Annotated in this window: 18 protein-coding genes; 10 read left to right on the forward strand and 8 right to left on the reverse strand. The window is 68.2% G+C overall.

Annotation, left to right across the window (positions count from 1 at the left end):
• Positions 1-98 precede the first annotated feature (98 nt).
• From O1R50_RS06450 to O1R50_RS06470, 5 genes are all read left to right on the forward strand, one after another.
• On the forward strand, positions 99-1,577 hold the full coding sequence (locus O1R50_RS06450) for a sensor histidine kinase (protein ID WP_270109075.1): 1,479 nt from the start codon (positions 99-101) through the stop codon (positions 1,575-1,577).
• Between the two features lie 219 nt (positions 1,578-1,796).
• Positions 1,797-3,473: a nitrite/sulfite reductase gene (locus O1R50_RS06455; protein WP_408612618.1), complete on the forward strand. Its 1,677-nt coding sequence runs from the start codon at positions 1,797-1,799 to the stop codon at positions 3,471-3,473.
• Positions 3,470-3,673 (forward strand): hypothetical protein, encoded by a 204-nt coding sequence (locus O1R50_RS06460; RefSeq protein WP_270109078.1) that lies wholly within the window; start codon positions 3,470-3,472, stop codon positions 3,671-3,673. The genes O1R50_RS06455 and O1R50_RS06460 overlap by 4 nt, the downstream gene beginning before the upstream one ends.
• A gap of 24 nt (positions 3,674-3,697) precedes the next feature.
• Positions 3,698-4,408 (forward strand): phosphoadenylyl-sulfate reductase, encoded by a 711-nt coding sequence (locus O1R50_RS06465; protein ID WP_270109079.1) that lies wholly within the window; start codon positions 3,698-3,700, stop codon positions 4,406-4,408.
• Positions 4,401-5,144: a sirohydrochlorin chelatase gene (locus O1R50_RS06470; protein WP_270109080.1), complete on the forward strand. Its 744-nt coding sequence runs from the start codon at positions 4,401-4,403 to the stop codon at positions 5,142-5,144. The genes O1R50_RS06465 and O1R50_RS06470 overlap by 8 nt, the downstream gene beginning before the upstream one ends.
• Positions 5,145-5,264: 120 nt before the next feature.
• Here the strand turns inward: O1R50_RS06470 and O1R50_RS06475 are convergent, their stop codons facing one another.
• A complete protein-coding gene (locus tag O1R50_RS06475; RefSeq protein ID WP_270109081.1) occupies positions 5,265-5,714 on the reverse strand; it encodes a hypothetical protein in 450 nt (149 codons plus the stop codon).
• Positions 5,715-5,746: 32 nt separating this feature from the next.
• Between O1R50_RS06475 and O1R50_RS06480 the strand changes: the two genes are divergently transcribed.
• Positions 5,747-6,700 (forward strand): diacylglycerol/lipid kinase family protein, encoded by a 954-nt coding sequence (locus tag O1R50_RS06480; RefSeq protein ID WP_270109083.1) that lies wholly within the window; start codon positions 5,747-5,749, stop codon positions 6,698-6,700.
• Between the two features lie 812 nt (positions 6,701-7,512).
• Positions 7,513-7,776 (forward strand): WhiB family transcriptional regulator, encoded by a 264-nt coding sequence (locus O1R50_RS06485; RefSeq protein ID WP_208496337.1) that lies wholly within the window; start codon positions 7,513-7,515, stop codon positions 7,774-7,776.
• Between the two features lie 181 nt (positions 7,777-7,957).
• Here O1R50_RS06485 and O1R50_RS06490 read toward each other — a convergent pair whose 3' ends face one another.
• A complete protein-coding gene (locus O1R50_RS06490) occupies positions 7,958-8,413 on the reverse strand; it encodes an ATP-binding protein (protein ID WP_270109084.1) in 456 nt (151 codons plus the stop codon).
• A gap of 224 nt (positions 8,414-8,637) precedes the next feature.
• On the opposite strand from O1R50_RS06490, the gene O1R50_RS06495 reads away from it, so the two are divergent.
• Entirely contained in the window at positions 8,638-10,344 is a 1,707-nt protein-coding gene (locus O1R50_RS06495; RefSeq protein ID WP_270109085.1) for a D-glucuronyl C5-epimerase family protein, read from the forward strand.
• Between the two features lie 66 nt (positions 10,345-10,410).
• Here O1R50_RS06495 and sodN read toward each other — a convergent pair whose 3' ends face one another.
• Positions 10,411-10,821 carry a superoxide dismutase, Ni gene (sodN, locus tag O1R50_RS06500; protein WP_270109086.1) on the reverse strand — a complete coding sequence of 137 codons (411 nt, stop codon included), beginning with the start codon at positions 10,819-10,821 and terminating at the stop codon, positions 10,411-10,413.
• A gap of 188 nt (positions 10,822-11,009) precedes the next feature.
• On the opposite strand from sodN, the gene O1R50_RS06505 reads away from it, so the two are divergent.
• Both O1R50_RS06505 and O1R50_RS06510 read left to right on the forward strand, forming a co-directional pair.
• Entirely contained in the window at positions 11,010-11,972 is a 963-nt protein-coding gene (locus tag O1R50_RS06505; RefSeq protein ID WP_270109087.1) for a zinc-binding dehydrogenase, read from the forward strand.
• Between the two features lie 133 nt (positions 11,973-12,105).
• Positions 12,106-12,600, forward strand: a complete 495-nt coding sequence (locus O1R50_RS06510) for a hypothetical protein (RefSeq protein WP_270109088.1) — start codon at positions 12,106-12,108, stop codon at positions 12,598-12,600.
• Positions 12,601-12,716: 116 nt separating this feature from the next.
• Here the strand turns inward: O1R50_RS06510 and O1R50_RS06515 are convergent, their stop codons facing one another.
• The 5 genes from O1R50_RS06515 to O1R50_RS06535 form a co-directional block, all read right to left on the reverse strand.
• Positions 12,717-13,607, reverse strand: a complete 891-nt coding sequence (locus O1R50_RS06515) for a carbohydrate ABC transporter permease (protein ID WP_270109089.1) — start codon at positions 13,605-13,607, stop codon at positions 12,717-12,719.
• Between the two features lies 1 nt (position 13,608).
• Positions 13,609-14,553, reverse strand: coding sequence for a carbohydrate ABC transporter permease (locus O1R50_RS06520; RefSeq protein WP_270109091.1), 945 nt, complete (start codon positions 14,551-14,553; stop codon positions 13,609-13,611).
• A gap of 20 nt (positions 14,554-14,573) precedes the next feature.
• Positions 14,574-15,911: an extracellular solute-binding protein gene (locus O1R50_RS06525; protein ID WP_270109092.1), complete on the reverse strand. Its 1,338-nt coding sequence runs from the start codon at positions 15,909-15,911 to the stop codon at positions 14,574-14,576.
• Positions 15,912-16,140: 229 nt separating this feature from the next.
• Positions 16,141-19,872: a multifunctional oxoglutarate decarboxylase/oxoglutarate dehydrogenase thiamine pyrophosphate-binding subunit/dihydrolipoyllysine-residue succinyltransferase subunit gene (locus tag O1R50_RS06530; RefSeq protein WP_270109094.1), complete on the reverse strand. Its 3,732-nt coding sequence runs from the start codon at positions 19,870-19,872 to the stop codon at positions 16,141-16,143.
• A 305-nt stretch (positions 19,873-20,177) separates the two neighbouring features.
• Complete coding sequence (locus O1R50_RS06535) at positions 20,178-20,531, reverse strand: STAS domain-containing protein (RefSeq protein WP_270109095.1); 354 nt, start codon at positions 20,529-20,531, stop codon at positions 20,178-20,180.
• Between the last annotated feature and the right edge of the window lie 103 nt (positions 20,532-20,634).

Genomic DNA, 20,634 nt, shown 5'->3' on the forward strand with positions numbered 1-20,634 from the left:
GTACCGCTCCGCTTTCGTACCGGCTCCTCACGACCCTTGTCGGATTCGCCCTGAAACGGCCCCTGGGCCGAGGGAATTCCGCCGCTAACATTGGTCGGGTGTCCACTCTCCGCGACGTCATCAGCGCGCACACCGACCTGACCTCCAACTCCGCGGCGCACCTGCAGCGGCTCGTGGCCGAATGGCAGCTCCTCGCCGACCTCTCCTTCGCCGACTTCCTGCTCTGGGGCGCCGTCAAGGAGCACCCCGGCCGGTACGTCTGCCTCGCCCAGGTCCGGCCCACCACCGGCCCGACCGCCTACGAGGAGGACCAGGTCGGCCGCATCCTCGAAGGCGAGGACGCGCAGCACCTCAACGTCGCCTTCACCGAGGGCCGGATCTTCCGCGAGGGCGACCCGGTCTGGCGCGGCGACGTCGCCGCCCGCCACGAGGCCATCCCCGTGCGCCGCCGCGACCGCCGCGAGGTCATCGCCGTGGCCGCCCGCGACACCAACCTCTCCGACACGCGCAGCCCCTCCCACCTGGAGCTGAACTACCTCAAGACCGCCGACTACCTGGTGCAGATGCTCACCGACGGCGGTTTCCCGCCGCCGCTGCTGCCGGGCGAGCCGACCACCGCGCCGCGCATCGGCGACGGCCTGGTCCGCATCGGCTCCGACGGCCTCGTCCGCTATGCCTCGCCGAACGCGCTGTCCGCGTACCGTCGCATGGGCGTCACCGGGCACCTCCGCGACCGCGACCTCGCCGAACTGACCCGCAGCCTCCCGTCGAACTCCGACGTCGGCGCGGACGCGGCCCGCCGCATCGCCGACGCGCTCGCCGGAGGCACCCCGCGCCGCAAGGAGATCGAGTCCAAGGGCGCCACGGTGCTCATGCGCGCGCTGCCGCTGCGCCCGGGCGGCAAGGCCGCCGGCGCGCTCGTGCTGGTCCGCGACATCACCGAGGTCCGCCGCCTCGACCGCGAACTGGTCACCAAGGACGCCACGATCCGCGAGATCCACCACCGCGTCAAGAACAACCTCCAGACCGTGGCCGCGCTGCTGCGCCTTCAGGCCCGCCGCGTCGGATCCCCCCAGGCCCGCCAGTCCCTCGAGGAGTCGGTGCGCCGCGTCTCGTCCATCGCCCTGGTCCACGAGACTCTCTCGCAGTCGGGCGACGAGTCGGTCGGCTTCGACCAGATCGTCGACCGCGTCGCCTCCATGGCCGTCGAGGTCTCCGTCGCCGAGTCGAAGGTGACGCTCCGCCGCGAGGGCACCTTCGGGGTCCTGCCCAGCGAGTACGCGACCCCGCTCGTCATGGTCGTCAACGAGCTCATCCAGAACGCGGTCGAGCACGCCTACCCGCCCGGCCAGGACGGCGAGGTCGTCATCGGGGTCGAACGCGCCGGCGACCACCTCCGCGTCACCGTCTCCGACCACGGCAAGGGCCTCCCCGCGGGCTTCCGCATCGCCGACTCGACCCGCCTGGGCCTCCAGATCGTGCACACCCTCGTCACCGGCGAACTCCGCGGCACGATCGACATGCGTCCGCGCGCCGAAGGCGGCACCGAAGCCGTCGTCGACTTCGCACTGCAATAGCCGCTGCTTGTGCGTGTGACCGGGCCGTCCACGCACCGGGACGACAGATGCCATCCGCTGAGATGTGTGGCATGCTTGCAGGCATGTCTCGCGCACATGGGCTTCGACTGGTGGCACGCCGCCACGTCGATCTTTGCCGTGTGTTCAGCGCCGCCTGTCTGATGCGCCGCTAAATCCTTCCGGCTTTTCGCCGTCGAACCACGCCACACCTGTGTCCGCATGAGGAGAACTGTGCCAACGCCAACGCGCAAACCGTCCCGCCCGAAGGGCCAAGGCCAGTGGGCCATGGGCCACCGGGAGCCGCTCAACAAGAACGAGCAGTCCAAGAAGGACGACAACCCGCTCAACGTGCGGCAGCGCATCGAGGGCGTCTACGCCCACCGCGGCTTCGACTCCATCGACCCCGCCGACCTGCGCGGGCGCTTCCGCTGGTGGGGCCTGTACACGCAGCGCAAGCCCGGCATCGCCGGCGGCAAGACCGGCATCCTCGAAGAGGAGGAGTTGGACGACAAGTACTTCATGATGCGTGTGCGCATGGACGGCGGCCAGCTCAACCTGGCGCAGCTGCGCACCATCGCCGGGATCTCCAAGGAGTTCGGGCGCGACACCGCCGACGTCACCGACCGTGAGAACGTCCAGTACCACTGGATCCGCGTCGAGGACGTGCCGGAGATCTGGCGCCGCCTCGAGGCCGTCGGCCTCGACACCCAGGAGGCCTGCGGCGACTGCCCGCGCGTCATCCTCGGCTCCCCGGTCGCGGGCGTCTCGACCGAAGAGGTCATCGACGCCACCCCGCAGATCCAGGAGATCTACGACCGCTTCATCGGCGACCGCAGCCTCTCCAACCTGCCGCGCAAGTTCAAGTCGACCATCGGCTGGCTGCCGGACAGCCCGTACGAGACCAACGACATCTCGCTCATCGGCGCGCACCACCCCGAGCTCGGCCCCGGCTTCGACCTCTATGTCGGCGGCGGCCTCTCGACCAACCCGATGTTCGCCCCGCGCCTCGGCGTCTGGGTCTCCCAGGACGACATCGTCGACGTGTGGGTCAACGTGGTCCGCATCTTCCGCGACTGGGGCTACCGCCGCCTGCGCACCCGCGCGCGCCTGAAGTTCCTCGTCAAGGACTGGGGCCCGGAGAAGTTCCGCGAGGTCCTCGAGTCCGACGCGTACCTGGGCCGCAAGCTCCCCGACCTCGAGCAGCCGCCCGTGCCGGAGAAGCTGCTCGACCACATCGGCGTCCACAAGCAGAACGACGGCAACTACTACATCGGCGTCGCGCCGGTCGTCGGCCGCGTCTCCGGGACCATCCTCGACCAGCTGGCGGACATCGCCGAGAAGTACGGCTCCGACCGCGTGCGCGCCACCCCGCTCCAGAAGCTCCTGCTCCTCGACATCCCCGAGGACAAGGTGCGCGACGCGGTCGCGGACCTGCGCGCGATCGGGCTCGAGGCCGAGCCCTCGAACTGGCGCCGGGCCACCATGGCGTGCACCGGGATCCAGTTCTGCAAGCTCGCCATCGTCGACACCAAGGACCGCGCCCGCGACCTCGTCGAGGAGCTCGAGAAGCGCGTCCCCGAACTCGACGTCCCGATCTCCATCCACGTCAACGGCTGCCCGAACGCCTGCGCCCGCACCCAGACCGCGGATATCGGCCTCAAAGGGCAGCTCGTCACGAACGAGGACGGCGAGCAGGTCGAGGGCTTCCAGGTCCACCTCGGCGGCGGCCACGCCTCCGCGGCGAGCCTGGGCCGCAAGTCCCGCGGCCTCAAGGTCGCCTCGGCCGACCTCGGCGACTATGTGGAACGCCTCACCCGGCGCTACCTCGTCGCCAGGTCGGAAGGCGAGACGTTCGCCCAGTGGGTCCACCGGGCCGACGATGCGGAATTGCAGTGACCGCCCGCGTCGTTCCCTACTACTGCCCCTACTGCGGCGAGGAAGACCTCAGGCCGTACGAGCCCGATGCCGACAGCGACGTCGACATCAAGGGCGGATGGCATTGCGCGGACTGCACCCGCGTCTTCGTCGTCAAATACCACGGGATGGCCGCCGCACCGGTTTACGCGGCGCCGCCCACGGGCTCCACGCCCGAATGAAATACCCCCGATCGGAGTAGCAGCATGAGCAGCACAGGGAAAGAGAGAGACCCCTTCGAACTCCGTGACCTCGCGACGGACGCGGGGAAGCGCCTTGAAGACGCCACGGCCCACCAGATCCTCGAGTGGGCGGTCGGCGAGTTCGGCGAGCGCTTCTGCGTGACCTCCTCGATGGCCGACGCCGCCGTGGTCCACCTCGCCAGCGAGGTCGCCCCCGGTATCGACGTCGTCTTCCTCGACACCGGTCTGCACTTCCCCGAGACCCTCGAAGTCCGCGACTTCGTGGCGTCCACGATGAACGTCAACGTCCGCTCGATCCAGCCCGACCAGTCGGTGCTGGCCCAGGACGCCGAGTTCGGGCCGCGACTGTTCGCGCGCTCTCCTGACGAGTGCTGCTCGCTGCGCAAGGTGCTGCCGCTCAACGCGGCCCTTGCCGACTACGACGGCTGGGCCACCGGCCTGCGCCGGGACGAGGGCCCGACCCGCGCCAACACGCGCGTCGTCGACTTCGACCTGTCCCGCCGCAAGGTCAAGGTCTCGCCGATCGCGAAGTGGACCGAGGCCGACCAGGAGGCGTACATCGAGCGCTACAACATCCCGGTCAACCCGTTGCTCAAGGACGGTTTCCGTTCCATCGGCTGCTGGCCCTGCACCCGGCGCACCGCGCCGGGGGAGGACCCGCGCGCCGGCCGCTGGGCCGCATTCGACAAGACCGAATGCGGGCTGCATGTCTGACGGGCCCGTGCTGGACACCGATGCGGCTCCCGCTGCGTCGGCGTCCGGTGCGCCCCTTTCGGGTCTGCCGCGACCGGTCGTCCTGGTCGCCCACGGCAGCCCCGACCCGCGCTCCCCGGAGGCCGTCCGCGCCATCGCGCGGGCGGCCCGGGCGCACGTGGGCTTCTTGGAGTTCAACGAACCGCACCCGGTCGAGGTCCTGACCGGCTTGGCGGACAAGGGATTCGCTGAGGCAGTCGCGCTGCCGCTGCTGCTGACCGACGCCTACCACTCGCGCACCGACCTTCCCGAGGTCGCGAAGCGCGCGCAAGCGGAGCGTCCCGGATTCACGGTGGGTGTGGGCCGTCCGGTTGGAGACCTGTCACTCGCGAAGCCTCTGGTCCGCGGACTGCCGGAAGGCACTGACGGCCTGGTGGTGTGCGCCGCCGGGACTCGCGTCGACGAGGGCCGCGCACATGTCGCCGACGTCGCCGCCGAAGCCGGACGACTGCTCGGTGTCCCGGCCGGACCGGGATTCGCCTCCGGCCCGGGACCGACCGCGGGCGAGACCGTAGCGGCGCTGCGGGCCCAAGGGGCTCGGCGCGTCGCCGCCGTCTGCTACTTCATCGCGCCGGGGCTGTTGTGCGACAAGGCGATCGAATCGGCCCGTGAAGCGGGAGCCGTCCACGTGGGCGAACCGCTCGGCACGGCACCCGAACTGATCGACCTGATCGCGAAGCACGCGGCCGCCGTCTAGCGCCGCAGCGTCGGCAATTCGGTTCCGCCCCTGAGTCGCCCCGTTCGCCTCTCCGGCACTGAGTCGGCCTGTTCGGTTCCGTCCCTGGGCTGACCTGTTCGGCTCCGCCCCTGAGCTAGCCTATTCGGCTCCGCCGAAGCGCCGCCGCTCGCCGAAGCCGACCGCTCGCCGGGAGGGGCCGCTGAGGACCAGTCCCACGATCGCCGCCGCGAGCCCCCAGGCCGCGACGCCGATCACCGGATGCGCCGCCTCGCGGAGGTAGTACCCGACCGGGAGCCAAAGGAGCCCTTGGAATACCGCCTGCGAGACGATGTCCTCCATCCGCAGCAGTCTGCGTCCGATGAACCAGTAGTAGAGCGCTCCGAGGAACGCGACCAGCGCGACGCCGACGGCGCCGCTGACGGTCGTCACCTGGCCCGTCGCGATCTGTGCCACGCCCCACACTCCTGCGGCCGCGAGTCCCGTTGCGAGGAGCCAGAACAGGATCGCCGCGGCGGTCAAGGTCCAAGGACGGTCACCGGAGTCGGGGCTTTCGGTGACCGCGCCCATGTCGGCATCGGTTTCGTTCACACGCCAACCGTATCCCGGGCTACGCTGCGCCTATGCGCGACCTGAAAGCAGCGCCACAGCGTGGTCTGCTCATCGTGAACCCGAAGGCCTCCACCGGCTCGCGCCGACGCACGCGTTGGGTGCGGAAGAAGCTCGACGAAGTGCTCGATCTCGAAGTCGAAGTGACCCGCCGGCGGGACCACGCCGAGATCCTCGCCAAGCGCGGAGCCGACAAGGGATACGACGTGGTGCTCAGTCTCGGCGGCGACGGCACCGTGAACGAGGTCGTCAACGGCCTGGTCGCCGACGGGCGCCCCGCCGACGAGGCCCCGATCTTCGCGCCCATTCCCGCCGGGTCCACGAACGTCTTCGCGCGCGCCCTCGGGCTGCCTTGGGACCGGCGCAGGGCGTCGCTGGCGATCGTGTCCGCGATCGAGGAGCGGCGGGTGCGCACGGTGAGTCTGGGGCGGGCCACCGGCGATGACGTCGACCGGCTCTTCACGTTCTGCGCGGGGCTCGGCTGGGACGCGTCCATCATCAAGAAGGTCGAGTCGTACCGGAAGAAGCGGAACCTCGGCGCGCACTACGCCCGCGCCGTGATGGCGGAGCTGAATGAGCATGGTGTGGAAGGGGACACGATCGAGGTGGAACTCTCCTCGGGTGAGGAGGACCTCTCTGAAGGGATGGTCGTGGTGCAGAACTGCGCACCGTGGACCTATCTCGGTACCCTTCCGGTGAATCTCAACGCGCGGGCATCCTTTAATGCTGGACTTGATGTCCTGGTTCTGCGTAAACTTGGCCTGTCGGACGCCGCGAGGACCGCCGCTTCACTGCTGGTCGGTCGGGACGGGCCCGACGGCAAACACGCGGTGACGCATCACGATCTCTCCAGGATCCGACTGCGCGCTTCGCTGCCGCAAGCCTTCCAGCTCGACGGGGACTACCTCGGAGAGCGGACCGATCTCGAACTCAGCTCGGTTCCGGAGGCACTGCGGGTGGCCTGCTAACAACTTGGGAAAACCTCAAGGTGGGTGTTGACAAGTCGCCCGTGAGCAGGCAAGGTTGATTTCGCCATCCCTACCGGGACGGCACGAGACTTACAACCGAATATCGTTATTTCGGTGCGTATAGACCGGGCATTCGGTGGGTACTTACGTCTTGGCGACGCTTGTGAGCCATATGAGTTAAGCGCTGGCGAGACTTCCGTGAGTGGTAAGCAAGCCAACTTTGAGTACCAGTGTGTCAAACCGGTTCGACTCGCTGTCACCGACCCCGACCTTTTCAGTTCGGGCGAGTGTGGCGGAGGCCGCCATGAGGATCCGCGGTAGGGATTCCGGCGGTAGCGTGGAATATGTTCCGCGAGTCTTCTTCGAGGTACAGCGCGGTGAGTTCACTCACTTCGGGCTGATTTCCGGAGTCGAACCCTTGACAAATCCCGAGCTTGTGAAAGTATTCACATGACGGGTCGGGTCGAGGTGCGGACCTATCAGTCGCCACTTGGGCGACCGACGCCGTAGGCGGGTGTGCTCCCCGATGCCCTGGCGTTCAGCAATGACGCTGATGCGAGAGTGCTCCGAACTCGCGGTGACAACGATTCCCTTTGCAGGGAAACGGGTTCCGTACCGAGCGCTCACCTGTGTCGCCCGCGAAGGTGCGACCGTCACACCAGTTCTCCGTGACGGACGCGGCGCGACACTCACGCGAAGCGCGGCCTGAACGCCGCCGCGGCCCGCAACGGCCCGCGAAACGCCCGAACCGCAAGAGCTGTTCATAACACCGTGAAAGCAAGATGCTTGATGCTTAGCAAGGAGATGTTTTGATGGATTGGCGCCACGAGGCCATCTGCCGTGACGAGGACCCCGAGCTGTTCTTCCCGATCGGGGACACGGGACCGGCACTGACGCAGATCGAGCAGGCCAAGAACGTCTGCCGGCGCTGCCCCGTGACCGAGGAGTGCCTGCGGTGGGCGCTCGAGACCGGTCAGGACGCGGGCGTGTGGGGTGGCATGAGCGAGATCGAGCGCCGCGAGCTGAAGCGCCGCTCGGGCGCGCTGCGTACGTTGGCGACCCAGGTCGTCGGTTAGCGGTTCCTCGCGATCCCTTGATTTAGTCCATCCCTCGAATTTGCGACAACAGAAGCTTGGCAGGCCCGGCGGTTTCGCCGGGCCTTCAAGCTTGCCCGGACGCGAGGATTCCTCGAACCGCATGGCCCCCGATCAAGCCAACGTACGCGAAGGGTGTGACATCGCCGGTTGAGCTGGGGCTCTAGTAGATCTGGTGGCGCTGGGTGTCGGCGTCGGCCTCTGAGGCGGGGCGGCGCTGGGAGATGGTGATGGTGGTGGTCTCGCCGGCGGTCCAGTGGGCGTCGACCTCGTCGGTGAGGGCCCTGAGGACCTGCCACTGGTAGGAGCCGGAGTCGGGCAGGGGCTCGCCCTTGGGGCGGCGCAGCGTGATCTGGAGGACCTCTTCGCCGACCGCCAGGCGGCAGTGGAGGGGCTGGTCGCTCGTCTTGCGGCGGAACGGGCGCGGGCGCCCGGGCTCGGTGGGGATAAGGAGCGCCACGGCGGCGTTGACCGCCGCCCGGAGGTCCTCGATCTCGTCGAGCGAGAACCCGAGCCTGGTCGCGACCGCAGCGGTCGCGGTCGGCAGGACCGACAGGTAGTCGCCCGTAGAGGGCACGTCGAGCAGCAGCACGTCCTCGCGCTCTTCGCTCACCGGCATCGCCGCTTCCTGTGACTGAGGGGCCGAAGGACTTCCGCCCTCTCGCTGTACAGGATAATCGGACGACCTGAGAAACGGGTACCACCCTGCAGGAATCACGCGTCCGGGGCCGCTGGTATCCGGCCGCTCACGAAGGCGCACCCCGACGCTCCAAATTGGGCTCGTTCATTCTAAAGTCATCCCCAGATTCTCTCCCCTCGACTTCTCCCCGGAAGGACTTGCCCATGCCTGCTACGAACCAGCCTGCCCTGAATCGCCGGCTGTTCATGCACCTCGCCGGCGGCGCCGCGGTCGCCGCCGCCGGAAGCGCCATCGCCCTCGGCGCCGACCGGGCCGACCTGCTGCAGCTCACCCCGGTGGCCCAGAACCTGCCCCAGTCCCCGCTCCCGCCGCTGCCCGACCAGCTCGACGGCGGACGGGTCGAGCCGCCGAGCCAGGCCGTGCCCGAGCCGCTCGGCGAACCGGAGATCGAGTCGTTCGGGGCGCTCGAGGAGGGCGCTCCGACCTCCCTGCCGTTCACCTTCAACCAGAACGGCCACCCCGCCGTCATGGACCTGCCCGAGACCATGAAGCCGTGGCGGGACCGCCCCACGAAGTGGGAGAACATCACCCCGAACACCCAGCACACGTACCTCGACGCCGACGGCGTGATCCAGTACCGGCCCGACTGGGACGTGCCCGGCTACGACCAGCCCGTCACCCAGATCCAGTTCGCCCTCGGCTGCATCACCAGCTACCGGAACGAGACCGACCCCACCCGCAAGGCGCTGTTCCTGAAACGAGCGAAAGCCCAGGCCGGACGGCTGCTCGAAACCCGGGTGGAGACCCGCGGCGCCTGGTACTTCCCCTACCCCTTCGACTTCACCCACACCACCCACAGCGGCGTCGAGTACCAGGCACCCTGGTACTCCGGGATGGCGCAAGGCGAGGCGATCAGCCTCTTCATCCAGCTCTCGGACCTCGAAGGGGTCACCGAAGAGGAGCGCACGCTGTACCGCGCCGCCGCCGACGGCGCCTTCGCCTCGCTGCTCCTCGCCGACGACGGCACGCCCTGGGTGGTCAACCGCAACAGCGCCGGATACCTGTGGATCCAGGAGTACCCGGGCAACACGCCGGGCACGGGGGACTACACCTACAACGGCATGATCTTCGCGATGTTCGGCCTCTGGGACTACATCGACGCGACCGGCAGCGAACTGGCCATGGCGCTCTGGGACGGCGCGTGCACCACGATCGAACGCTACTTCCCGCTGCTGCGCAACCTCCGCTGGATCTCGTTCTACTGCCAGACGCACCGCATCCCGGCCCAGACGTACCACCAGCACCACATCAACCTGCTCCGACAGCTGCACTGGCAGACCGGCAGCCCCCGGTTCGCCCGCATGACCGACCAGCTCACGGACGACTACCCCTGGGTCTCCCTGGCCACCGGCTCCAACATCGCCTTCGCCGCGGGCACCCACACCCTCTACAAGTTCGACACCGACTCCGACGGCGACTACGTGGCGTCGAAGAACGACAAGGAGCTCGCCCGCAAGACCGTCACCTTCGGCCGCGCCACGCAGGCCCCCGCGAACCGGCGCCGGCGGATCAAGGGCCGCGGGGTCTACTACCGCATCAACGCCGGCGGCTACGCGGGCTGGTGGATCGGCGAGAGCTTCCCGAAGTCCTACCTCGTCGGCGAGTACGTGCCGACCGTCTGCCACCCCGCCCGGACCCTGACCTTCCCAGCGAACACCGAGGTCACCTGCTACAAGGTCGGCACCGACGGACGCTTCAGCAGCAGCCGCGTCGTGAAGTTCGCCAACCGCTCCAACGCCCCCTTCGACCGCCGCTCGGTCGTCAACGGCAGGCCCATGTACCGCATCTCCGCCGGATCGCTCACCGGCTACTGGGTGTGGACCGGCAGCGTCACCGCCGACGGGAACTGAACACGGCGAAGCGCCCGCCACCGCGTTCAGCGGTGGCGGGCGCTTCACATGGAGACCGCGCGGGCGCTAGGCCTGCTTGGTCTCCCAGAAGATCTTGGCGATCTCGTCGATCTTCGCGAGCAGCTCCTCGGCGACCTTCGGGTCGGCGGAGCCCTTGGAGCCCGAGGCCCCGGCCAGCTTCGTCGCCTCGTTCACGAGCGTGTGCAGCTGCGGGTACTTCTCGAAGTGCGGCGGCTTGAAGTAGTCCGTCCACAGCACCCACAGGTGCTCCTTGACCAGATTCGAACGCTGCTCCTTGATGATCAGGGCGCGCATGCGGAACTCAGGGTCCTCGTTGGCCTGGTACTTCTCGCAGATGGCCTTGACGGACTCCGCTTCAATGCGAGCCTGCGCCGGGTCGTAGACCCCGCACGGCAGGTCGCAGTGAGCCGAAGCCGAGATCTGCGGCATGAGCCGCTTGAACAGAGGCTTGAACATTGCCCCTCCAGCTTCTTCCAGTGGGTGTGATTCCATCGCCGACCCTACCTCTCCGAGCGCCGATTTCGGCCCGGCCCCTAGAGTTAGAGACCCAGCACAGTCCCGCACGAACACCATGCTGGACAGTGCAAACGCCGTCGCCACCAGCTTCAGACCCGCAAGCGCCGCAAAGATGGAGGTCAATCCAGATGCTCGCCGCCTACGCCAGCGCAGTGAACCCCGCCGACCCCTTCGCCGCCCTCTCGGTGGGTGAGATCGAACCTCCGACCGTTCCCGAGGGCTGGACACGCGTCCCCCTCGCCGCCGCCTCGCTCAACCACCACGACCTCTGGTCGCTCGCCGGCGTCGGCCTCCGAGCCGACCAGTGCCCGATGATCCTCGGCACGGACGCGGTGGGGCGCACCGAGAACGGCGACCACGTCGTGATCTACCCCGTCATCGGGGACGCCTCACTCGCCGACGAGACTTTGGACCCCAAGCGGACCCTGCTCTCCGAAATGCACCCGGGAACCCTGGCCGAAACCGTCGCCGTGCCGCACCGCAACCTCGTGCCCGCTCCAAAAGGGTGGACCGCCGCCGAGGCCGCGTGCCTGCCCACCACCTTCCTCACAGCCTGGCGGATGCTCACCACCCGCGGCCGTCTCCCCGCCGAGGGCGTCGTGCTCGTGCAGGGCACCGGCGGCGGCGTCGCCACCGCCGCGATCCTGCTCGCCCGAGCCCTCGGCGCCCGCGTCTACGCCACCGGCCGCAGTCCCGAACGCCGCGAGAAGGCCGCCGAGATCGGCGCGATCCCGGTCGAGTCCGGAGACCGCCTGCCCGAACGCGCCGACATCGTCATCGACTCCGTCGGCGCACCAGTCATGGCCCACTCCATCAAGTCCCTCAAACCCGGCGGACGCCTCGTCAGCTGCGGCGTGACCGGCGGACCCATCGCAGAGGTCGACATGCGGCACGTTTTCTTCAAGCAGCTCGAGATCCTCGGCTCGACCATGGGCACCCGCGACGAACTGCTCGAAGTCATCCGGTTCTGCGCCGAACGGGAGATCAAGCCCGTCATCGACTCCACGTACGCGCTGGCCGACGCCGAGCGGGCGCTGCGGCGGCTCGACTCGGGCGAGGCCTTCGGCAAGGTCGTCATCACCAACGACTGAAGCGCAGTGCTGTAAGTACGACACTGGAGGCCCTTTCTGGCGGGTTCGCACCACGGGCGGGCCCGCCTGCGTTCACCCTGTAATGAATGTCACCGTCGAATGGGTTCGCGGTTGCACTAGGGGGAGAGCGGCCATGTCGGTAATGGGTCGGGTCAAGGGCGGAATCAAGTCCGCCGCCGGGAGTACGTGGGTCGTCACGAAGACGCTGCTCATCAGAATCGCGATCGCGGCCGCCATCATGGTCGTCGCCATCGCATTGGCGAGGAGCGGGGAGAGCGCCGCTTCCGAGACCGGAGGCGTGGAGACCTCGGGTACCGAGGCGCATCCGATCAGCGCGCAGCGAGCGATCCTCTCGGAGGGCTGGACCGCCGAGCAGCTCTTCCTCTGCGAATACCGTGTCGACGCCACGTTCGGGGTCTCGATCTTCACCGAGACCGACTGGAGTTCGCGTCGTCTGGCGCGGCTGCTCAACGGCACCGAGATCGAGGGGTCCTGCACGTCCACCACGGGCGAGAAGTCCTTGGGCTGCCAGGGCCTCGAATGGGAGACCGAATGGATCCACGTCCGCCACGGCGACACGGTCGGCTACGCACCGGCCTCCTGTCTTGTCAGTGACGGCGTCTTCTGAGCGAGCACGCTTGCGTAGCAGGCACAGCGTTTGAGGGGATGTGCTGCGGATCGGCGCCCAGGGGACGCAAAGCGGGGTCCGGCGGAAGCCGGACCCCGCTCGCCGTGCATGGGGCGTTATTTCAGGCCGACGCCCGCGACGCCCTTGACGATCTGCTTCTGGAAGATCAGGAAGATGATCAGCAGCGGCAGCGCGCCGAGGATCGCCGCGGCCATGTTCTGGGCGTAGAACAGGCCGTAGCCGCCCGAGACGACGCCGAGGCCCACGGGCAGGGTCATCATCGACGGGTCGGTCGCGACCAGCAGCGGCCACAGGAAGTTGTTCCACGAACCGATGAACGTGAAGATGCCGACGGCCGCCATGATCGGGCCCGACAGCGGGAGGATCACGTTCCACAGCACCCGCAGGTGCCCGGCGCCGTCGAGCTTCGCGGCCTCCTCGTAGTCCTTCGGGATCGCGTCGAAGAAGCGCTTGAGGATGAACACCATGACCGGCGCGACGACCTGCGGGAGCGCCAGGCCCCAGTAGGTCCCCGCCAGGTGCAGGTCGTTGACCAGGTCGAACAGCGGGATGATGAGCGCCTGGCCCGGCACCATCAGGCCGGCGATGATCGCGCCGAAGATGATCCTCTTCCCCGGGAACTCGAACCGCGAGAACCCGTAGGCCGCCGAGACGCACAGGACGAGCGTCAGGACGGTGACGATCGTGGAGACGATCGTCGAGTTGATCATCCACGTGAGGTGGTCGCCGCGTTCGAACAGCGTCCGGTAGCCCTCGAGCGACCAGTCCTGCGGGATCCAGTGGATGTCCTGGCCGAGGCTCGCCTCGGTCTCCACCTTGAAGGAAGTGGACAGCGCCCACAGCAGCGGCAGCAGCCACAGCACGGCCAGCGCCGCGGAGGCGGCGTACACGATGACGGCGCCCACCGAGGGCTTCCTCAAGCGGCGGCGGCGGACCACCGGCCGCGCCGACGGGGCGGCGGTCTGGGTCTCTTGCACTGCGGTCATGTCAGTCCTCCTTCCGGGAGAACAGCCGGAACTGGAAGATGGAGATGATCAGGATGAGGATGAACAGCACGTATGACAGCGCTGACGCGTAGCCGATGCGGTAGCCCTCGAAGCCGGAGATGTAGATGTAGTGGATGGCGACCTCGGTGGCGCGGTCGGGCCCGCCGCCGGTCATGAGGTACATCTGGTCGAAGATCCGCAGCGAGGCGATGAGCTGCAGGACGATCACCAGGGCGGTGGTGCGCTTGAGCAGGGGCAGGGTGATGTGCCACAGCTGCCGCCACCAGGACGCGCCGTCGATGCTGGAGGCCTCGTAGACGTTCGGGTCGATCGTCTGGAGTGCGGCGAGGTAGAGCAGGAAGTTGAAGCCCATCGTCCACCACACGGTGGTGATGACGACCGACCACATGGCGGTGTTCTTGTCCTGCAGCCAGAGCGTGGGCGCCGCGGCGTCCTGGATGCCGAGGAGCTGCAGGTAGTGGTTGAGCAGGCCGCCGTCGGGCTGGTAGATCCAGATCCAGATCATGGTGACCACGGAGACGGGCACGACGAACGGCGCGAAGAACGCCATGCGGAGGAACCAGCCGAGCTTGCGGGCGCGGTTCACCAGCAGCGCGAGGGCGATCGCGAGGATCACCAGCGGCGGCGTGGAGTACAGGGTGAACTCGGCGGTGTTCCCGAGCGCGGCCCAGGCGCGTTCGTCGCCGAAGGCCTCGGCCCAGTTCTCCAGGCCGACCCAGCTCGCGGGGCGGCCGGTGAGGCTCTTGTCGGTGAAGGAGTAGTACAGGCCGAGAAAGGTCGGCCAGACGAGGAAGAGGGCGTAGAAGGCGGCGAAGGGGAGCACGAACCAGAGTCCTGCCCACTGCTTCTTCTTCGCCCCGTTGGGGGTCGGGGGCCGCGTCATCGCGGCCGGCGCCGCTGCGGGCGCCTCGGTGTTCACAGTCATGGGGAGTCCTAAAGCGCGTTTCAGTCGACCGGGTTGGGGAGGGCCAGCAGGGTCTCGATCCGCGACTTGATCTCCGCGAGGGCGTCCTCGGGGGTCATCTGCAGACCGTAGACCTGGTTGAAGATGCCGCCGGTCTCGTCGAAGAGGCGGGCGGCGGACCCGGAGAACCACGCGTCGGGGTCGAACTGGACGTTCTCGACGACGCCCGAGTACTCGGCGTTGGGTTGCAGCGCCTGGTAGTCGGTGCCGTCGGTGACAGGCAGGTAGGCGGGGGTGTGGCCGCCGCCCTCGCCCCAGCGGAAGCTGTGCTGGAGCATCCAGGCCGCGTACTCGATGGTGGCGTCGCGGACTTCGGGGTCCCAGCTGTTGTGGCGGGGGAGGACGTACGAGTGGCAGTCGCCCTGGGTGCGGCGGTTGCCGAAGAAGTCGGGCATCTCGGTCATGGAGAACCACTCGGGGTTGTCCCCGCCGAAGAGCTTGAAGCGGTTGATCTCCCAGTTGCCTACCTGCACGAACGCCGAGGCGGCGTTCTCGAAGTTCGCCGCGCACTGGCCGCCGTCGGCGAACTGCGGGCACAGCCCTTCTTCCGACATCTTGTACATGACCTCGATGGCCGCGAGCGCCTTGTCGTCGTCCATCTCGTAGTCGTCGTCGGTGAAGGTCATCTCGCCGTCGGCCTGCCGGTACCAGGCCCAGAACTGGCGCCAGCCGCCGAGCGTGTCGAGGGAGGTGCCGTATTGACCGGTGATCTCCTTGGCGGCGCGGAGGATGTCGAAGTACGCCTCGACGCCGGAGGTCTCGATGAGCCTCCCTTCGGCGTCGAGGACGCCGATCTGCGCGCAGAGTTCCTTGTTGTAGTAGTTGACCAGGGCGTGCGTGTCGATCGGGAGGGCGTACAGCTCGTCGTCGACGAAGCATTTCTCCCAGATCTTCTCGGGGAAGTCGGCCGGGTCGAGGCCGTGGGCCTTGAGTTCGTCGAGGGTGATCGGGTCCAGGAGGGTCGCGGGCGAGACGCTCTTGAGCCGCGAGAGGTGGATGGTGGCGATGTCCGAGGCGTTGCCGCCGGAGGCGCCCATGACCAGGCGGGTGTAGAACGGGGTGCCCCAGCCGAAGGTGGTGGCCTCGAGGTCGATGTCGGGGTGCTCGGCCGAGAAGTTGTCGTGCATCTCGGTCATGACCGCGCCGTCGGCGCCTGCCAGGAGGTTCCACTGCTTCACGCGGGTCTTGTCGCTCAGCCCTCCGGCGACCGAGCCGCAGCCGGTCAGGCCGATGCCGGCGGCCGCCGCCGTGCCGGTGAGGAGTGCCCGTCTGGAAACTGCTGGAGAAGCGGATCCAGGTGGCGAGGGATGATTCGGCATCAATGCATCACTCCAATGTGATTCTTTGTCGTGGGGGCCGGTCGGGGGGTGGGCCGTGGAGCAATTGTTATCGTTCTCACCAGCCTGGTCAAGGGTGGACATGCGAAGAAAACGATATTGCAATGTCCGTAAAGTACCTTGATGCCGAAACGTTACCGGTAAAGTTACGGGCTCGAAAAAGCGGGAGCGGCCGATCGGCCGCTCCCGCTTCTCCCTGTCGTTCGTGCCGCTACTGCGGCTGCGGGATCGCGACGTCGACCAGCGCCTGCTGCTCGACCTCGTGGACCTTCGGCGAGCCGGTGGACGGCGCGGCGGCGGCCGGGCGCGAGATGCGGCGCAGGTGGACCCCGCCGAGCTGCTCGAGCAGGTTGAGCGCGATGTGCGACCAGGCGCCCTGGTTCGCCGGCTCCTCCTGGACCCACGCGGTGTCGGTCGCGTTCGGGAACGCCTCGAGGGCGCTCTTCAGCTCCTCGGCCGGCAGCGGGTAGAGCTGCTCGACGCGGAGGATCGCGGTGTCGGTGACGCCGCGGCTCTCGCGGGCGGCGGCCAGGTCGTAGTAGACCTTGCCGGAGCACAGGAGCACCCGCTTGACGTCTTCGGCCCGGATCCGGCCGTCCGCGACCGCCGTGTCGCGCAGGACCGGCTGGAAGCGGCCGGTCGTGAACTCCTCGAGCGGGCTGACGGCGGCCTTGTGGCGCAGCAGCGACTTCGGCGTGAAGACCACGAGGGGCTTCTTGACCGGGTCGAGCGACTGGCGGCGCAGCAGGTGGAAGTAGTTCGACGGGCTCGTGGAGTTGACCACGCGCATGTTCTCGTCGGCGCAGAGCTGCAGGAAGCGCTCGATGCGGCCCGAGGTGTGGTCGGGGCCCGCGCCCTCGTGGCCGTGCGGCAGCAGCAGGGTCACGCCGGAGTGCTGGCCCCACTTGGCCTCGCCGGACGAGATGAACTCGTCCGTGATGGTCTGGGCGCCGTCGACGAAGTCGCCGAACTGCGCCTCCCACAGGACCAGCATCTCGGGGTTCTCGACCGAGTAGCCGTACTCGAAGCCGAGCGCGGCGAACTCGGAGAGCAGCGAGTCGTAGACGAAGAACTTCGCGGCCTGCTCGCCGAGGTGCGCCAGCGGCGTGTACTCGGCGCCGGTGGCCTGGTCGACGACGACCGCGTGGCGCTGCACGAAGGTGCCGCGGCGCGAGTCCTGGCCGGCGAGGCGGATCGGCTTGCCCTGCATGAGGAGCGAGCCGAACGCGAGGGTCTCGGCGTAGGCCCAGTCGACGGTGCCCGAAACGGACATCTCGCTGCGCTTCTCGAGGACCTTGCGCACCGCCTTGTGCGGGCCGAAGCCCTCCGGCAGCGTGGTGTGGGCCTTGCCGATCATCGCGATGGTCTCGGCGTCGACCGACGTGTCGATGTCGGCGACCGGCTCGGGCTGGTGGCGCCACGGCAGCGGGCCGGTCTGCCCGGCCAGGGCCTCCTTGGTCTCGCGGAAGACCCGTTCGAGCTGGGCCTGGTAGTCCGCGAGCGCCTCCTCGGCGTCCTCCATCGTGATGTCGCCGCGGCCGATGAGCGCGCGGGTGTAGAGCTTGCGCACGGACTGCTTGCCGTCGATGACCTGGTACATCTGCGGGTTGGTCATCTTCGGGTCGTCGCCCTCGTTGTGGCCGCGGCGGCGGTAGCAGACCATGTCGATGACGACGTCCTTGTTGAAGTGCTGCCGGTACGCGAAGGCGAGCTTCGCGACCTCGCACACGGCCTCGGGGTCGTCCCCGTTGACGTGGAAGATCGGCGCCTGGATCATGCGGGCGACGTCGGTGCAGTACAGACTGGAGCGCGAGTGCGACGGGGCGGTGGTGAAGCCGACCTGGTTGTTCACGACCACGTGCACGGTGCCGCCGGTGCGGTAGCCCCGCAGCTGCGAGAGGTTCAGCGTCTCGGCCACGACGCCCTGGCCCGCGAAGGCCGCGTCGCCGTGGATCGCCACGGCCATGACGGTGAAGCCGTCCTCGCCCAGGTTGAGGCGGTCCTGCTTGGCGCGGACGACGCCTTCGAGCACCGGGTTCACGGCCTCCAGGTGCGACGGGTTCGCCGCGACCGACACGACGGTCTCGGAGCGCCCGTCGGGGGAGGTGAACTTGCCGGTGAGGCCCAGGTGGTACTTGACGTCACCGGAGCCGCCGATGCTCTTGGGGTCGATGTGCCCCTCGAACTCGGTGAAGATCTTGGAGAGCTTCTTGCCGACGATGTTGGCGAGCACGTTGAGGCGGCCGCGGTGCGGCATGCCGATGACGACCTCGTCGATGTCGGCCGAGGCCGCCTCGTTGAGGACGCGGTCGAGCAGCGGGATGAGCGACTCGCCGCCTTCGAGGCTGAAGCGCTTCTGGCCCACGAACTTCGTCTGCAGGAACGTCTCGAACGCCTCGGCGGCGTTGAGGCGCCCGAGGATGTGCTTCTGCTCCTCGACCTTCGGCTTCTCGAACGGGACCTCGATGCGGCGCTGGATCCACGCGCGCTCCTCGGGGTCCTGGATGTGCATGTACTCGATGCCGACGCGGCGGCAGTAGGAGTCGCGGAGCACGCCGAGGATGTCGCGCAGCTTCATGCGCTGCTGGCCCGCGAAGCCGCCGACCGGGAAGGTCCGGTCGAGGTCCCACAGGGTGAGGCCGTGCGACAGGATGTCGAGGTCGGGGTGGCGGCGGATCTCGTAGTGCAGCGGGTTCGTGTCGGCCATGAGGTGGCCGCGGACCCGGTACGCGTGGATGAGCTCGATGACGCGGGCGTTCTTGTCGATCTGGCCCTCGTGGGTCTTCGACACGTCGCGGACCCAGCGCACCGGCTCGTAGGGGATGAGCAGCGAGCGGAAGACCTCGTCGAAGAAGCCGTCGCCGAGCAGCAGCTGGTGCAGCGTCGCCAGGAACTGGCCGGACTCGGCGCCCTGGATGATCCGGTGGTCGTAGGTCGAGGTGACCGTCATGATCCGGGAGACGCCCAGGTCGGAGAGGGTCTCGTCGGAGGCTCCGGCGAACTCGGCGGGCACCTCCATGGCGCCGACGCCGACGATGAGGCCCTGGCCCTTCATCAGGCGCGGCACGGAGTGGACGGTGCCGATCCCGCCGGGGTTGGTGAGCGTCAGCGTCGCCCCGGCGTGGTCCTCCATCGTGAGCTTGTTGTTGCGGGCCTTGCGGACCAGGTCCTCGTACGCCTGCCAGAACTCGCGGAAGTCCATCGACTCGGTGTTCTTGATCGACGGCACCACGAGGGTGCGGGTCCCGTCGGGCTTGGCGAGGTCGATCGCGAGGCCGAGGTTGATGTGCTCGGGCGTGACGAGCTGCGGCTTGCCGTCCACGATCTTGTAGGACGCGTTCATGCCCGGGTGGGCCTTGACGGCCTGCACGAGCGCGTAGCCGATCAGGTGGGTGAAGGAGACCTTCCCGCCCTGGCCGCGCTTGAGGTGGTTGTTGATGACGATCCGGTTGTCGAACAGGAGCTTCGCCGGGACCGCGCGCACCGAAGTGGCCGTGGGGATCTCCAGGGACGCGTCCATGTTCTGGGCCACCTTGGCCGCGACGCCTTTGAGCGGCTTGGTGGTGCCGGGTTCGATCACAGTCGGGGTCGCCTTCTTCGCGGGTTCGGCCTCTTCGGCCTTTGACTCGGGGGCCGCAGCGGGGACTTCGGTCGGGGGCGCGTCGGTGACGGACTCGACCGGCGCCGTCTTCGGCTCCGGCTTCGTCTCGGCAGCCGGTACCGGCGCGGGCTTCACCGGCGCAGCGACAGGAGCGGCCTCGGCCGCGGCCTTGCGCTCGCCGTCTACGGCGAACGATGCGCCCGTCGGATCGCCGCCGAAGAACTCGCGCCAACCGGCGCTGACACTGTCGGGGTTTTCGCGGTAACGCTCATACATCTCGTTGACCAGCCATTCATTGGCACCGAAATCGGTCAACGGATTGCCCGGAGTCGCACTCGACACGACTGAATCGCCTCTTCTTTGACGCTGCGTGGACGGAGACGGCAGTCCCCGGAATCAAGGGTAACCGGGGGGAGGAGAAAGTGTAGTACCGGTAACGCTGTTGCGGGGCCGGTCACTCAGACCGTTGCGAATGTGCTGCGCAGCAGGTGGATACACGTGGAAGTCTCGTTCGCCACAACGGCGGTCCGCACTTTCGCGAGGCCCCCGATGTGCGGGGAAACCGGTCTCGGAACGCGGTTGGAGAGCGCAGTCGCGCCCCGGCCGGGCGGGGGCGCGACTGAAGCACTGGGATCTCCCGGACGGGTCTAGCCGGCCGCGCTGCGCTCCTTGCCCGAGAACGTCTCGGTGGGCTCCTCGAGGAGCTCCTCGGCGCCGACGACGGTGAACAGGCGGGTGATGAAGCGGTTGGGGTTGACGACGGCCAGCACGACGCCCATCTCGCGGGCGATGCGGTAGGCCACCACGATCGTGCCGATACCGGTGGAGTCGAGGACCGTCACCTTGGCGACGTCGACCCGGATGGCGGTGGCCCCGCCGGCCTCGAGGGCGTTGGTGATCGTCTCGCGGATCTGCGGAGCGGTCGCGTAGTCGACTTCGCCCGCCAGCTCGACGGTGACGACCCCGGCGTCGGTCGTGGCGGTCTCGATTGACAGCGTCATGAACTCACCTGATTCGGTAGGGTCCCGAGCACGTCACGTGCTCGGCTGCGACACAAAGTCTATCCGACCGGTACGACGGAGAACAGTTCGCGCGCGCCGGTTT

It is taken from the genome of Glycomyces luteolus (assembly GCF_027622875.1).
Classification (GTDB): Bacteria; Actinomycetota; Actinomycetes; order Mycobacteriales; family Micromonosporaceae; genus Glycomyces; species Glycomyces luteolus.

Coding starts and splice junctions, on each gene's coding strand:
- O1R50_RS06455 (WP_408612618.1), top strand. CDS start 1,797: ATGAGGAGAACTGTGCCAACGCCAACGCGCAAACCGTCCCGCCCGAAG.
- O1R50_RS06465 (WP_270109079.1), top strand. CDS start 3,698: ATGAGCAGCACAGGGAAAGAGAGAGACCCCTTCGAACTCCGTGACCTC.
- O1R50_RS06470 (WP_270109080.1), top strand. CDS start 4,401: ATGTCTGACGGGCCCGTGCTGGACACCGATGCGGCTCCCGCTGCGTCG.
- O1R50_RS06480 (WP_270109083.1), top strand. CDS start 5,747: ATGCGCGACCTGAAAGCAGCGCCACAGCGTGGTCTGCTCATCGTGAAC.
- O1R50_RS06485 (WP_208496337.1), top strand. CDS start 7,513: ATGGATTGGCGCCACGAGGCCATCTGCCGTGACGAGGACCCCGAGCTG.
- O1R50_RS06490 (WP_270109084.1), bottom strand. CDS start 8,413: ATGCCGGTGAGCGAAGAGCGCGAGGACGTGCTGCTGCTCGACGTGCCC.
- O1R50_RS06495 (WP_270109085.1), top strand. CDS start 8,638: ATGCCTGCTACGAACCAGCCTGCCCTGAATCGCCGGCTGTTCATGCAC.
- sodN (WP_270109086.1), bottom strand. CDS start 10,821: ATGTTCAAGCCTCTGTTCAAGCGGCTCATGCCGCAGATCTCGGCTTCG.
- O1R50_RS06505 (WP_270109087.1), top strand. CDS start 11,010: ATGCTCGCCGCCTACGCCAGCGCAGTGAACCCCGCCGACCCCTTCGCC.
- O1R50_RS06510 (WP_270109088.1), top strand. CDS start 12,106: ATGTCGGTAATGGGTCGGGTCAAGGGCGGAATCAAGTCCGCCGCCGGG.
- O1R50_RS06515 (WP_270109089.1), bottom strand. CDS start 13,607: ATGACCGCAGTGCAAGAGACCCAGACCGCCGCCCCGTCGGCGCGGCCG.
- O1R50_RS06520 (WP_270109091.1), bottom strand. CDS start 14,553: ATGACTGTGAACACCGAGGCGCCCGCAGCGGCGCCGGCCGCGATGACG.
- O1R50_RS06525 (WP_270109092.1), bottom strand. CDS start 15,911: ATGCCGAATCATCCCTCGCCACCTGGATCCGCTTCTCCAGCAGTTTCC.
- O1R50_RS06535 (WP_270109095.1), bottom strand. CDS start 20,531: ATGACGCTGTCAATCGAGACCGCCACGACCGACGCCGGGGTCGTCACC.